Source organism: Nostoc sp. DedQUE08 (assembly GCF_034530895.1).
Taxonomy (GTDB): domain Bacteria; phylum Cyanobacteriota; class Cyanobacteriia; order Cyanobacteriales; family Nostocaceae; genus Nostoc.
On record NZ_JAVRCD010000112.1, the window covers coordinates 1 to 13575 of the forward strand.

11 protein-coding genes are annotated in these 13575 nt (G+C 39.8%); 5 read left to right on the forward strand and 6 right to left on the reverse strand.

Annotated features, from left to right (window positions below):
* Window positions 1-208 precede the first annotated feature (208 nt).
* From RMY64_RS35945 to RMY64_RS35960, 4 genes are all read right to left on the reverse strand, one after another.
* Window positions 209-3511: a GAF domain-containing protein gene (locus tag RMY64_RS35945; RefSeq protein ID WP_322702593.1), complete on the reverse strand. Its 3303-nt coding sequence runs from the start codon at window positions 3509-3511 to the stop codon at window positions 209-211.
* 256 nt (window positions 3512-3767) lie between these two features.
* Window positions 3768-4955: a TRC40/GET3/ArsA family transport-energizing ATPase gene (locus tag RMY64_RS35950; protein WP_322702594.1), complete on the reverse strand. Its 1188-nt coding sequence runs from the start codon at window positions 4953-4955 to the stop codon at window positions 3768-3770.
* Window positions 4956-5059: 104 nt separating this feature from the next.
* The gene (locus RMY64_RS35955) at window positions 5060-5341 is read right to left on the reverse strand and encodes a hypothetical protein (RefSeq protein ID WP_094350381.1); all 282 of its coding nucleotides are present in this window, start codon (window positions 5339-5341) and stop codon (window positions 5060-5062) included.
* Window positions 5342-5477: 136 nt separating this feature from the next.
* Window positions 5478-5633 (reverse strand): hypothetical protein, encoded by a 156-nt coding sequence (locus RMY64_RS35960; protein WP_322685768.1) that lies wholly within the window; start codon window positions 5631-5633, stop codon window positions 5478-5480.
* Between the two features lie 310 nt (window positions 5634-5943).
* Here RMY64_RS35960 and RMY64_RS35965 point away from each other — a divergent pair, with 310 nt between their 5' ends.
* Window positions 5944-6738 carry an SGNH/GDSL hydrolase family protein gene (locus RMY64_RS35965; RefSeq protein WP_322702595.1) on the forward strand — a complete coding sequence of 265 codons (795 nt, stop codon included), beginning with the start codon at window positions 5944-5946 and terminating at the stop codon, window positions 6736-6738.
* 81 nt (window positions 6739-6819) lie between these two features.
* Here the strand turns inward: RMY64_RS35965 and RMY64_RS35970 are convergent, their stop codons facing one another.
* Window positions 6820-7644, reverse strand: a complete 825-nt coding sequence (locus tag RMY64_RS35970; protein ID WP_322702596.1) for a leucine-rich repeat domain-containing protein — start codon at window positions 7642-7644, stop codon at window positions 6820-6822.
* 499 nt (window positions 7645-8143) lie between these two features.
* Between RMY64_RS35970 and RMY64_RS35975 the strand changes: the two genes are divergently transcribed.
* The 3 genes from RMY64_RS35975 to RMY64_RS35985 all read left to right on the forward strand — a co-directional run bounded on the left by RMY64_RS35975 (window position 8144) and on the right by RMY64_RS35985 (window position 9969).
* Window positions 8144-8818 carry a HupE/UreJ family protein gene (locus tag RMY64_RS35975; protein ID WP_322702597.1) on the forward strand — a complete coding sequence of 225 codons (675 nt, stop codon included), beginning with the start codon at window positions 8144-8146 and terminating at the stop codon, window positions 8816-8818.
* A 156-nt stretch (window positions 8819-8974) separates the two neighbouring features.
* Window positions 8975-9538 (forward strand): hypothetical protein, encoded by a 564-nt coding sequence (locus tag RMY64_RS35980; protein ID WP_322672688.1) that lies wholly within the window; start codon window positions 8975-8977, stop codon window positions 9536-9538.
* Window positions 9539-9591: 53 nt separating this feature from the next.
* Window positions 9592-9969: a DUF2358 domain-containing protein gene (locus tag RMY64_RS35985; protein WP_322672689.1), complete on the forward strand. Its 378-nt coding sequence runs from the start codon at window positions 9592-9594 to the stop codon at window positions 9967-9969.
* A gap of 13 nt (window positions 9970-9982) precedes the next feature.
* On the opposite strand, the gene RMY64_RS35990 is transcribed toward RMY64_RS35985, so the two are convergent.
* Window positions 9983-10678, reverse strand: coding sequence for a Uma2 family endonuclease (locus RMY64_RS35990; RefSeq protein ID WP_322672690.1), 696 nt, complete (start codon window positions 10676-10678; stop codon window positions 9983-9985).
* Window positions 10679-11224: 546 nt separating this feature from the next.
* Here RMY64_RS35990 and bchB point away from each other — a divergent pair.
* Window positions 11225-12751 (forward strand): ferredoxin:protochlorophyllide reductase (ATP-dependent) subunit B, encoded by a 1527-nt coding sequence (gene bchB / locus RMY64_RS35995; RefSeq protein ID WP_322685758.1) that lies wholly within the window; start codon window positions 11225-11227, stop codon window positions 12749-12751.
* Window positions 12752-13575: the final 824 nt, after the last annotated feature.

The window sequence follows — 13575 nt, forward strand, 5'->3', positions numbered from 1 at the left end:
ATAATTTCAGTTATTTACTACTTGCTTATGTCGGAAAGTGACAGAAGAGGGATACTAGCTATCTATCACTTGTCAATCAAGCTACTATGCTTTCACCCCAAAACTCAAATTTTTTGCAGAAAATCAAAATTATTACATAACTTTGCATTCTTCTATTTCCAAACCAGGAATAATCTGCACTATGCAAGTTGATTTTTTGTTTCTATGATTAATTGATTTGTTTAATTGGAATTTCAATCCAAAATTCTGTACCTAACCCCGGTTGAGAATCACATTTAAAAACACCACCGTGTTTATCTACAACAATCTGATAACTAATTGATAATCCCAAACCAGTGCCTTTTCCCACTGGCTTAGTTGTGAAAAAGGGATCGCAGATTCTTGCTCTGAGAGCTTCGGGTATTCCTGGCCCATTGTCTGCAATCCGAACTACTACACTCTTGATATTGCCTTCAAGTTCTCCAAAAGCAGTACGGATAGTAATTTGGCTGCTATGAGGTTTTGATTGAGATTCTGTGTAATCTTCTAAAGCATCGATCGCATTGCTTAAAACATTCATGAATACTTGATTTAGCGGCCCGGCATAGCACTCTACTAAAGGAAGGTTGCTGTATTCTTTGACTAATTTAATCGCCGGACTTTCTGGTTTTGCTTTCAAGCGATGTTGCAAAATTAGCAAGGTGCTATCAATGCCCTCATGAATATCAACTGGTTTTTTTTCTGCTTCGTCAAGGCGAGAGAAATTCCGTAAACCCAAGACAATCTGCCGGATGCGATCGACCCCAATTTTCATCGAAGATAGAGTTTTGGGCAAATCTTCTATGATAAATTCTAAGTCGATCTCAAAGGCGCGATCGCGAATTTCAGGACTAGGGTTGGGAGTATTTTGCAAATAAAGGTCTAGGATACTGAGTAAATCTTGGGTGTAATCGTTGACATGATTAATGTTGCCATAAATGAAGTTCACGGGGTTATTAATTTCGTGAGCCACACCAGCTACCAATTGACCTAGTGAAGACATTTTTTCAGTTTGGATCAGTTGGGTTTGAGTTTGCTGTAAATCATGCAAAGCTTGAGCTAGCTTTTGCGTCTGCTCTTTGGTTTGATTATGCAATTGGGCTTGTTGGAGTGCAACCCCAAGCTGATTAGCAATTTGAGTAATAAATTTAATTTCTGAAGCTTCCCAATGGCGGGGTGCAGAATTTTGGTAAGCTGCTAATAAGCCCCATAACTGTTGCCCGATAAATATAGGTGCGATCGCATAAGCTCTTGCTTGAATTTGCTCTAGAACTGCAACGTGGCATTGAGAGTGGCCAACTTCATAGATATCATCAACTGCAAAAGTTTCATTGTGACGATATCGCCCACCTTGGGTTTCTTGTAAATAGCTATCTTGCCAAACTGTATTGCTATCAGAATTTACTAACTTTAACCAGTTATCGCCCACAAACTCGGCAATATATTCACCACTCCAATCAGCCTGGAAGCGGTAGACTGCAACTCGATCCGCTTGTAGTGATTTACAAATTTCTTGGGTAGTTGCCTGAAAAATCGCATCTAGATCGAGAGATTCTCTAACTTTTGCCACAACTTCAAACAATACCCGTTGTTGTTCTGCTGCTTGTTGCAAATCTAATGTCTGTTGTTGTGTCTGAGAGAGTAAATCAGCTTGCTGGAGTGCTACGCCCATTTGGGCGGCAATCTGACTGAGGAAGTTAACTTCAGAAGTTTTCCATTGCCGAGGGCCAGTGTGTTGATAAGTTGCCAGCAAACCCCAAAGTTTTTGACCAACAAAAATCGGCGCAAGCACAAAAGCGTAAATTTGAAACTGCTCTAGATTGTCGATATGACACTGAGTAAACCCCATTTTGTAGATGTCATCGACTGCAAATGTTTCATTATTGCGGTAGCGTCCTCCTTCTGTATCTTGTAAGTAGGTGTCATTCCAAATTGTGTTAATACCTAGTTCGGACTCATTCGACCAGTATGGACTCGCAGCCTCAAAATCTCCGACAAATTCACCACCCCAATTAGCATCAAAACGATAAACAGAAACGCGATCGGCTTTGATTAATTGACAAACTTCTTTAGTTGTGGTCTGAAAAATCGTATTTGTGTCCAAAGATTCTCGAATCTCGGCAATAACTTTAAACACAGCCTGTTCTTGTTCAGCTGTCCTTTGTAACTCAGCGGTGCGCCTTCTAACTTGTTTTTCTAAATTTTCATTGAAGACTTGGACTTGTTGGTGTAGTTCATACTGCTGAACTGCGGAAGCGAAGTGTTTACTGAGGTTTCTAGCCAGTTCAATCTCTTCAATTGTCCATTTTTGAGCTTGTGCTGTTTTAGATTCGCGCCAAACCTCAAAGGATCGCCGGGGATACTGTTGCCTTTGATCGCCCTCATGCTGTCCCGCCCATAAAGTTTCTGTATCTACTTCATTGCGGAAAATACTTAGGTAGCCGAGCAACTGCTGACGATACTGGAGTGGAATCATTAATATGCTGCGAATTTTAGTTGGTTGAAAAGCAACTTGCAAACTTCGCAAGCCGGGAGTGTTATATATATCTGAAATTGCCCAAACATCGTAGTTAGTAGACTTGTAGTGTTCCTGCCAGATACTATACTGTTCGATCAGTGGATATATAGTTTGTTCTGGCATTACAGGTTGCTCTCCACAGATATAAAGCTTGATACAAGTATTTCCTGGTATTAAGCATTCTGTTAAGCTGGTGACGTTGCCATTATGGAAATCAAGAGCTTCATTTCTAATACAAAGCCTGCCACCAATACCATTAAAGGCAGCAACAGCCGCTTCTAGGGCTGGCTGTAAGACAATCGTCGGCAGTGAATGTAATAAGGTAGCAATGCGGTTAACGATCGCTTCTCGCTCGGCTGTTTTGCGAACTTGAGTGTGAAGGGTACTTTGAGCGATCGCCATTGACAGCTGCTCGACTACCACTTGTATGGCTTCTAGCTCATATTCTGAAATCAAACGCGCTTGGGAATTATGAGACACCAGCAGTCCCCAAAGTCGATCTTGATAAAGAATAGGCGCTACTACAGAGGATTTTACCCCCATTGCCGTCAAATATTCAATATGGCAGGGGTCTACAGGGCGGTAACGGATCTCCTCTGAAATATCTCCATTATCCAAGTCACGCAGGTGAATTTGACCAATCTCTTTAGTCTCAACATTCACAACAGAACGCACGCGTGATTTGATAAATAGTTCGCGGGCATAGGATGGAATGTCATCGTAAGGAAAATTTAACCCCAGTAGCGACGGCAAACAATTTTTATTAATTGATTCAGCAATCACTTGACCACTACCATCAGGATGAAATTTGTAAATCATCACTCGATCGGTTTTTAATAGCGATCGCACTTCTGTTGTTGTCACTGTGATAATTTCTTCTAACTCTAAGCTGCGTCGGATACGATTTGTAATGCGGCGTAGTAAACTTTCTTCATCGCGACATAAGGGTAAATCTTGTTGGGGATTGGAAGTCATTGCTTATAGAAAAATAAATTAATAATTTGAAAACTGGCATAATTAAATCTAAAGACATTTTGAAATTTATTCGATCATTTTGTCTTCAGTAAAACTACGGTCAAATCATTAATAAAAATATTTTTTTGGCTTTTATTAAAATTTACCAAAAAATCATAAAAACAGACGCTAAAAAGATGGCGTCTGTACTAGTTACAAGAGAAAATTCTTGCTTTTTACTTTTAACTTTTTGTTGACAGAGTAAAGTCCAACAAAATTAAACTCTTGTGTTGTCAGTAAAGCGGATTTTTAGATAGTCATTTTCCATCTTTGCTCCGCCTGGTTGTAGTGCTGCTAAGGCTTGTGGCAAAACTAAGTTACGACGATGGTTGCCAATAGTAATGTTTAATTCATCTCCAGTTTTACTTAGTTGAACTTGGTCTTTAGGAATACCAGGTAAGTAAAGTTCTAAGCTGTATTGGTTTTCTTCTTGCACTACTCTAAGAGTTGTTTCTTTGTAATAAACCTGAGTTGGATCTTCATCTTTATAAAGAGTTTCTTTCAGGCGTTCTAATGAAGCCAATCCACACATTTCCTCAGAAAATAGGGGAACTTCTTTCACAGGTAGAGGGTGAAAATCATCATGAATTTCTCGGCGATATTGCTCCTGACTTTCCTTCCAACGTTGAAAAAATGGATCTTGGACTTCACTGGGAATAATCCGATTAGCCACGACTAAATCTGTTGCAACGTTATATAAACTCAGATAAGCATGGGCACGGAGAGACTCTTTAATCACCATTTTTTCGGGATTAGTGACAAGACGAACTGAGGTTTGAGTATTATCTGTTAATACTTTTTCCAGAGCTTCAATTTGTTCATAAAACTCAAAAGGTGCATCCATTACTTCTTTATCAGGTAGCGAAAAACCGGCAATTGGTCTAAACAAAGGTTCAACTAGGGGTCGAAGTGCTACCGAGATGTTTTGAAATGGTTTGTAAAAACGGCGCATATACCAGCCACCGACTTCAGGTAAACTCAGCAACCGCAGTGCTGTGCCGGTGGGGGCTGAGTCGATAATTAAGACATCAAACTCACCTTCATCGTAATGGCGTTTCATCCTTACCAAGCCAAAAATCTCATCCATCCCTGGTAAAATTGCCAATTCCTCCGCCTGTACGCCATCTAAACCCCTTGCCTGTAAAACTTGGGTAATATAACGTTTCACAGCACCCCAGTTTCCCTCCAGTTCTTGCAGTGCATCCAGTTCAGCACCCCAGAGATTTGGGCGAATTTTTTGGGGTGCGTGTCCCAGTTCCATGTCAAAACTGTCTGCGAGGGAGTGGGCGGGATCTGTACTTAAAACCAACGTCTGATAGCCTAGTTCTGCGCAACGGAGTCCAGTTGCAGCAGCAACGGAAGTTTTGCCCACGCCGCCTTTACCAGTCATTAAAATTACACGCATAGATGTTTTTATCCTGCCTGAGAATTTTTTACATTTATTTACATTATCGACTGTTTAAGGAAAATAAATGTTGTTTCAACACGTCTAGGCATTATTATGAGTATTTACCCTAACTCATCCGTTGGGTTTTGCTGCAATAACTGGTCAAGCTTAGTTTCCAGTGCTGAGAGTTTTTTAAGAATTGTAGGGCGATCGCCATCAATAGAAATTAGTAAATTGGTTATTCTCTCTTGTATATTCGTTAATTGTGCGACTGCATTCTGAATTTGGAGCATTCCTTCTCGGAGTTCTTGGCGTTCTTGACGTGCTTCCGCCATTTCATCTAACATAGCTTGGACTGTTTTAGCATTACTCTCAATTAGATGTTTGAGTTCTTTATCAGTCATTGCGATCGCGCTTTGCAGTTGAGTTTATTATTAACTCTAAAGTATTGAGGGATTTTGTTTCAATCCCCCGTAGGGCAGCACATCTGTGCTACCGGGTACTATGGTTTAATTACCTAAAAATTGCGATCGGGGCTGTTTACTGGCTCAACATTGTAAAAGCTTGCTCAACAAGCATCTTAGCTTTGTGCAAATTCAACAGCTTTTCCTGTTTAAATCTATCGGCGTAATTCATTTTCCTATCTTCGAGCGTTAGCCGAATCAGTGCTATTTGCTCATCTGTAGGTGAACTCATCTTGTCTATTGTTGCGCCAATATATTGAAAAGTAGTGAAAGTGGGAGCCTTTAACCATCTTCACTCTTGTATTTGATGTAGTGTTAATTGCGGGAATTGCATCAGAGAAGTGATGCAAGAAACTTTGTATCCTGGTTTTCCTGTCGGCTTGATACTATAGCATCTTCTTAATACAATTCAGTTAAGAGAAGTTTTAGGTTGGGTAAAATTTGCAATCTCTTGGGAAAAAATTTCATCCACTCATCAATAATCAGAACTATTGCCAAAAAAATATTGTCCAAGAATAAGTTATAATGCAAAAATTTCAGGGATGATGAGCAAAGCCAACATTGTATATGTATGTTTATTCCTCTTGATGATGATTGCCTTGTTTCAAATGCTAAGAAGGCAGACTCAGGCAAATTATTTACCAGTAACTGAACAGCAGGCAATCAGAGTTTTATTTATTGGCAATAGTTATACATATTTCAACGATCTTCCTTGGTTGACACAACAGTTGGCTGCTTCAGCGAAAGAACCTAAAACGCTGGAAACTGAAATGGTTGTGGTTGGTGGAGCTACACTTCAAAACCACTGGAAACGTGGTGAAGCACTCAGGCTTTTGAAAGCAAAACGCTGGGATTACGTAGTACTGCAAGAGCAAAGTACTTTACCAATTACTAATCCCAAGGAAATGTACAAGTACGCTAGTCTGTTTGATGCCGAGATTAAGCGAGTGAATTCCCAAACAGTGTTTTACTTAACTTGGGCAAAGCAAAATCAACCAGAAACGCAACAGATATTGACTGATGCTTATATGAGCATTGCTCAAGAACTGAAAGCTAAAGTTGCACCTGTGGGAATAGCTTGGCAAAAAATTCAGGAAGCGAATCTGAAATTAAACCTTTACAATTCCGATAAAAGCCACCCTAGTCCGATTGGATCGTATGTAGCAGCGTGTGTATTCTATACAACATTTTATGATAATAGTCCTGTAGGCTTGAGTCGTCGTATGTATAGTACTAATGCTAGTACGCCACAAGAAAACAACAGAATTGAGTTAGAAAGTTTAAGTGAAACAAATGCCGAAATGATTCAAAATTTTGTTGATAGCATCGTCAAATAAATATAAAAATAACCTTTTGGGTATGCTTCATTCACAAATTTATAAGAAATAAGATATCCAATTAATAATTACTGATAATCATCAAAAGTTACAAATAGATTCTGGTTTTACAGGACATATTTTGCTGGCGATCGGGTTATTTATAGCTTTAAAAATCTTTAACTTTTTCAGAGTGTATAAAGGCTTGATCTCACTAATTTTATTTGAGCCGAGGTCGAGAAAAGTTAAATTAGTCAGAGTGGACAAGGACTTGATATCACTAATTTGATTCAAATTCAGAGAGAGAATAGTCAAATTATTCAGATTGTATAAAGGCTTGATCTCACTGATTTTATTTGAGCCGAGGTCGAGAAAAGTCAAATTAGTCAGAGTGGACAAGGACTTGATATCACTAATTTGATTCAGATTCAGGGAGAGAATAGTCAAATTAGTCAGATTGGACAAAAGCTGGATCTCACTGATGTTATTTGAGCCGAGGTCGAGAACAATTAAATTAGTAAGAGTAGACAAAGGCTTGATATTGCTGATTTGATTTGAGTGGAGCAAAAGATCAGTCAAATTAGTCAGAGTAGACAAAGCTTTGATATCACTGATTTGATTTGATCTCAGCGAAAGAGAAGTCAAATTAGTCAGAGCGGACAAAGGCTTGATATCGCTGATTTGATTTGAGTTAAGGTCAAGAAAAGTTAAATTAGTCAGCTTTTGGTTAGCCTGCTTGCAATTTTGAGTCTGGGCGATTTTTAACAATACCTCAACAGTATGTTTTGTCTGTGGAGGTAAAGTTGATTTCTGCTGACACCAATCTGTAAAGCTTTTGGGATTTTCCAGAGGAGCAGCAATAGTCTGTGTGGTGTAAAATCCCAAAGCAAAAGTAAATATTGTGGCGATGCTTAATAAAATTTTCATTGCATGATATTATACTAACAACTTATGCAATTACACTATACAACAATTACCAAAGTTTAGTATAAAAAAGTAGTTATGATCCACGTAAAAAAACCCACTGTATCTACGCAGGTTGTAATTAGTGCAAAGTTTTTTTCTACTTGCCTAAGCGATCGCTCGAATTGCTGTATTCAGTGCTTTTACTTATTAAGGAATATATAAAATATTTGGTGAAACCCTTTCTAGTTCTCGCTCCAATATATGGAATTGACCTTAGTTTAGATTCGTTTATATAGTTGAGTTGTATTGTCAACAGTCGTTGGAATGATGATTGATTAGCGATCGCATCTTGAATCTCAATATCAATAGCCCGATCCTACTTGCTTATGAAAGAACTTTTTCTACCACTGCGGGTTTACATCACTTTTTGAAGCTAGTACGATCTAGGGTAATTACCACGTTAGTTTTTTGGGGTAGGTGGGTAGTATAAATTACCTAAAAACTAATTTGGTATATAGCGATGTTCAAGACTAAATTATCAGAATCCCATACTTGGGGGGAACTTAAGACCTCAAAGTTCATGGATCGCCATGTTGGGGCGATCGCAGCTTTAATTTTAATTAGCTTACTGAGTTCATTGAGTGGAACACCATTTGACCATAACATCTCTAACGGCTGGGAAGCCTTTGTCTGGGGATTGGCAGATCCAGTAATTAGTTTAAATTGTTTAGTTGGTATTGTTGCAATTGGCTTACTCTCATCTGTGTTTGTTCGTGGCGCTGCGATCGCTGGATGTTTTGTCTTGGCAACAGTTTTAGGCATTGTAATTCATATATTTCAGCTAAATTTACCAGGCACAGAAATAGCCATCGCCATTTCTACCATCGTTTTTGGTACTATGCTGATGATGCCAAATCAACTAAACTTTCTGGTGTTTGCTCTGGTGGGCATCAGTGCTGGTTTATTTCAGGGTTACGCTAATGCTGAATCTATTGTCAGTACAGGAACAATATCAGTAGTTGCCTATATACTAGGTATTGCTTTAACTCTGTTTGCCGTTGTTATGAGTGCCAGGGAAATTGGTGTTGGGATGGGTATGGGAGAAATAAACCGAATTTTACCCTGGAAAATCAGCCTTGCTGGTTTTGCTTTGTGTGCGATCGGTATCGTGTTTTTGAGCAATTCGCTTATTTAAAATTTAAATCAGATATTTCAATTCAGTGGAATACATTCATTCGTGGGGGCGTACACCTAGCTGTGCGCCCCCACCGCGTTTTCAGACTGGATCGAGTTAGTGAATATGTTGATGCACCTCTGCGCTAATCTAGAGGCTATATATAAATAAAAAGTTATGACACCTGAAGAAGTTGCGGCTACGCTTACAGAATTATTTGACACATCGGCTGTTACTACGACTGCTCCTGGATCGTGGCAAGTAGACACTCCTACTTTTCGGCTGTTGGTGCTGCTTTCCGAAGATAATACTTGGCTGCGAGTTTTACTGCCTATTCTGCCCATCCAAGAAGCCCAACCATTTTTAGAACAGTTCCTAGAAGCCAACTTTGATGACACTCAAGAAGTACGTTACGCTTTGTATGAAAGAGTAATTTGGGGGGTATTTCAACATAACATTGATACTTTAGTGAGTGCAGATTTATCCAATGCAATCAACCGACTTTTATCTCTCCATCAGGCTAGATTAGATAATGTCTTTAATCAACTAATTGAAAGCCGCATCCGGCAAATTATTCAGGCAGCAAAACAGCAAGGACAATCTCTGCAAGCTACCATGCAAAGCTTAGAACGCTTTTACGCCGAAGGAATGATGGGCGAAATAAATCAAACTTCACAAGGACGAGAAGAAGTCTTAACTGCTTGGCGGCGTCAGTTAGAACGTTTATGGAATGAGGGTTAATTTCAGTTTTTCAGTTTTTAGATTCAACCAATTTACAGATATATTTATCTATCATGAATCTCGTTGAAATTCTCAAAGAAGACTATCAAAGATTCCCAGTCAATCAAACTTACAGCATTTATGCCCCAGAGGTTTATTTTCAAGACCCGATGAATAAATTCCGTGGTGTTAAACGTTACAAAGCAATGATTAATTTTATCGAAACTTGGTTTTTAAATCCCAAGATGGACTTACATAATATTCAACGTTTAGGAGACACAATCAAAACTGAGTGGACACTTAGTTGGAATACTCCTCTCCCCTGGAAACCACGGATCTCTATTCCTGGTTGGAGTGAATTAGGTCTTAACTCTGATGGTTTGATTGTCTCCCATATCGATTATTGGAACTGTTCCCGCTTAGATGTGGTGAAACAGCATTTTTCCTCTTGAAAAAGTCGATGATTCAAATAATATAATTACCATGAAAATGTATAAAATCCTCATGTTCAGCAGACTGTAAACCTGCTTGTAAAACCTTCAACACACCCTGCATATTACCTGCTAATAACTCCGTCGCCGCTAACCACAAGCCTGGAAATACCCGACTTTGTAAAATGCCTTCATTGTCAGGTACTAATTCCAGATATTCACCCTGTTCCAGAGAAAACCAAGTCAATTTTTGGTCTAAAACTTGCCAAACTATATATTCTTTAACACCATTGCGACGATAAGCCTGTTTTTTGCCATGAAGATCGATAGCCGCACTACTAGCAGCAATTTCCACAACTAACTCTGGCGCACCTTCAATATAATCATCTTCACTCAGCCGCGTTTGACCACCTGCTTCCGGTTCAATCAACAGAACAATATCGGGTTGAGGTTCGTTATCTAAGTCTAAGCGGACAGTAGGTTCAACTCCCAACGCTACACCAGGAGTCGCAGCTTCGTAAGTACCAAGGCATGTCAAAATCCAACCATGCGGTTGACCGTGACTTCGGAAACGCAAAGCAGCAGGCATAATATAGACAATCCCTTCGATTAATTCAGCTTTTTTCAGGTTAGGGGTGGCATTGTAGCGACGCTCAAATTCGTAGCGGGTGAGTTTGTCGCCATTTTCCAAAGGAGGAATCGTCCAAAGCTGGGAGGGTGTTTTCACCATATTTCACCATAATTGTTGTGAAAATGAGCTTGTGTACATCTTAGCGAATTAGGTAAAAACGCTGCCGAGTAGGGAATGAGGGACTTCTGACCTCACGTCCATTCCTCTCTCCTAAAAGGAGAGAGGCTTTGAATTTTACTCTCCAAGGCTAGTAGGGAAGGGGCTGTTCTTGTTAGGTCTAATTTACTGAAACATTAAGATTTTTTTACAAAATCACCAGCAATGTTGTTGAAATTGATAGCTGTATCCCAAGCAGTAAATAGATTTCAGCCATATCGCCTCCCCTAAAACCCGCAACAAACCTTATTTTTTTTCAGCCAGCAGGTTTGAGAAAATCAGAAACGATTTAATAATCAAGCAGTTATAAGTAAATGGGCTGAATTAAAGATAATACCTCTCTCCAAACCTCTCCCCTTCTCTACCAACGGCACACTGGGCGATGCCTACGGCGGTAAACTACGCACCAAAGGGGTTGATGGTAAGCTCTATCTTATATTTTTTACGCCCATTTACTTAGTTATTTGAGTTTAAAAGGGAGACACAAACATGAAATTGGCTTACTGGATGTATGCTGGCCCAGCCCACATCGGCACTCTGCGAATCGCTAGTTCTTTTAAAAATGTTCATGCGATCATGCACGCCCCACTTGGCGATGATTACTTCAACGTCATGCGCTCTATGCTATCGCGGGAAAGGGATTTTACTCCGGTGACAACCAGTGTCGTCGATCGCAACGTTTTAGCACGCGGTTCCCAAGAAAAGGTGGTAGATAACATCACCCGCAAGGATGCTGAGGAACACCCAGATTTGATTGTGTTAACTCCCACCTGCACCTCCAGCATTTTGCAAGAGGATCTGCACAACTTTGTCGAACGGGCGCAGTTGGAAGCGAAAGGTGATGTAATGCTGGCGGATGTGAACCACTACCGCTACAACGAACTGCAAGCCGCCGATCGCACTTTGGATCAAATTGTCCAATACTACATTGAAAAAGCCCGGAAGCGGGGCGAATTGGCAGAGGGCAAAACAGCAAGACCCTCAGTTAACATTATCGGTACTACCACCCTCGGTTTCCACAACAACCACGACTGCACCGAACTGAAACGGCTGATGGCTGACTTGGGAATTGAGGTAAATACCTTAATTCCCGAAGGTGCTTCGGTAAATGACTTGAAAAAGATGCCCCAAGCCTGGTTTAACCTAGTGCCTTACCGCGAACTCGGTTTGACCACAGCCCGTTACCTGGAAGAACAATTTGGCACACCTTATATAGACATTACTCCAATGGGCGTAGTGGAAACTGCCCGTTGTATTCGCAAGATTCAGCAGGTAATTAACGCTCAAGGCGCAGAAGTTGACTATGAAGACTTCATCAATGAGCAAACCTTACATGTCTCTCAGGCTGCTTGGTTCTCCCGTTCGATTGACTGTCAAAACTTGACTGGCAAAAAAGCTGTAGTCTTTGGTGACAATACCCACGCCGCCGCTATTACCAAGATTCTGGCGCGAGAAATGGGAATTCATGTTGTTTGGGCTGGAACCTACTGTAAATATGATGCAGATTGGTTCCGCGAACAGGTTAGTGAATATTGCGATGAAGTGCTGATTACAGACGATCATGGTGTAATTGGGGATGCGATCGCTCGTGTCGAACCCTCTGCCATTTTCGGCACGCAAATGGAACGCCATGTTGGTAAGCGCTTAGATATTCCTTGCGGTGTAATTGCTGCACCCATCCACGTCCAAAACTTCCCTATTGGTTACAAACCATTTATGGGTTACGAAGGTACGAATCAGATTACAGATTTGATCTACAATTCCTTCACTTTGGGAATGGAAGATCACCTATTAGAAATCTTTGGCGGTCACGATACCAAAGAAGTTATTACTAGGGGAATTTCTGCTGATTCTGATTTGAATTGGACAAAAGATGGTCAAGCAGAATTGAATAAGATTCCGGGATTTGTTCGCGGAAAAGTGAAGCGTAATACTGAGAAATTTGCCCGCGATCGCGGTTTCAAAGAAATCAACGCTGAGGTATTGTACGCCGCGAAGGAAGCTGTCGGAGCTTAATAATAATTCAGCGATCAGCTATAAAACTGATAGCTAGAATTCCATAGAAGAGTGTTTTTTCAAATAAACACTCTTCTACTTATTATAAAATAATGTTTTTTGCATAAACTAATTTATTAAAAATGGTGTATTTATGAACAATAATCAATTATCCAGCAGATTGAACGAAAATAGACTGTACACCAGATTAGTTACTACACTCAAGATACTTCAGTTTGTCGGCTTTTTTATTGTAGTCATTTTTTTTATTATAATATTTTCAATATTTGGTCGAGCTTTAAGTTTTGGTGGAACTAATATATTTATTTTATTACCTTTAATTTATGTGATTATTCCCTGTATTATTATATATATTCTGACAGCAGCTTTAATAGCAATCATTGACCTATTAAGCCGTATAGAACGGAATACAAGGCCTGAATAATAACTGAGGAAAATCATACATTGAAAGAGTTTTGTTGAGGAAAACGTGCTGTTACAACGTCCCCAAGCTGTAAAGAACGAAGAGAATATAAATCTAGTGTAGCACTGAGAAATTTGCCCGCGATCGCGGTTTCAAGGAAATTAACGCTGAGATGTTGTATGCCGCGAAGGAAGCTGTTGATGCGTAGGTTAACGGGTTAGCGATTATTAATAATAAAGAGCATATCTTAATGAATGGCTTTTATTATTACTTATTCTGACTTCAGCAGACGAATAAAGCCAGCTTGTTCAAAGTGGCGATCTGTGGTTAATGCCTCTTTAATGCCAAGCTGTTGCATGACTATAATAGGACTTACGCAACTGGCACAAGCGATCGCTCTCTATAGTACATAAGTATTAAT

Coding starts and splice junctions, on each gene's coding strand:
- RMY64_RS35945 (WP_322702593.1), bottom strand. CDS start 3,511: ATGACTTCCAATCCCCAACAAGATTTACCCTTATGTCGCGATGAAGAA.
- RMY64_RS35950 (WP_322702594.1), bottom strand. CDS start 4,955: ATGCGTGTAATTTTAATGACTGGTAAAGGCGGCGTGGGCAAAACTTCC.
- RMY64_RS35955 (WP_094350381.1), bottom strand. CDS start 5,341: ATGACTGATAAAGAACTCAAACATCTAATTGAGAGTAATGCTAAAACA.
- RMY64_RS35960 (WP_322685768.1), bottom strand. CDS start 5,633: ATGAGTTCACCTACAGATGAGCAAATAGCACTGATTCGGCTAACGCTC.
- RMY64_RS35965 (WP_322702595.1), top strand. CDS start 5,944: ATGATGAGCAAAGCCAACATTGTATATGTATGTTTATTCCTCTTGATG.
- RMY64_RS35970 (WP_322702596.1), bottom strand. CDS start 7,644: ATGAAAATTTTATTAAGCATCGCCACAATATTTACTTTTGCTTTGGGA.
- RMY64_RS35975 (WP_322702597.1), top strand. CDS start 8,144: ATGTTCAAGACTAAATTATCAGAATCCCATACTTGGGGGGAACTTAAG.
- RMY64_RS35980 (WP_322672688.1), top strand. CDS start 8,975: ATGACACCTGAAGAAGTTGCGGCTACGCTTACAGAATTATTTGACACA.
- RMY64_RS35985 (WP_322672689.1), top strand. CDS start 9,592: ATGAATCTCGTTGAAATTCTCAAAGAAGACTATCAAAGATTCCCAGTC.
- RMY64_RS35990 (WP_322672690.1), bottom strand. CDS start 10,678: ATGGTGAAAACACCCTCCCAGCTTTGGACGATTCCTCCTTTGGAAAAT.
- bchB (WP_322685758.1), top strand. CDS start 11,225: ATGAAATTGGCTTACTGGATGTATGCTGGCCCAGCCCACATCGGCACT.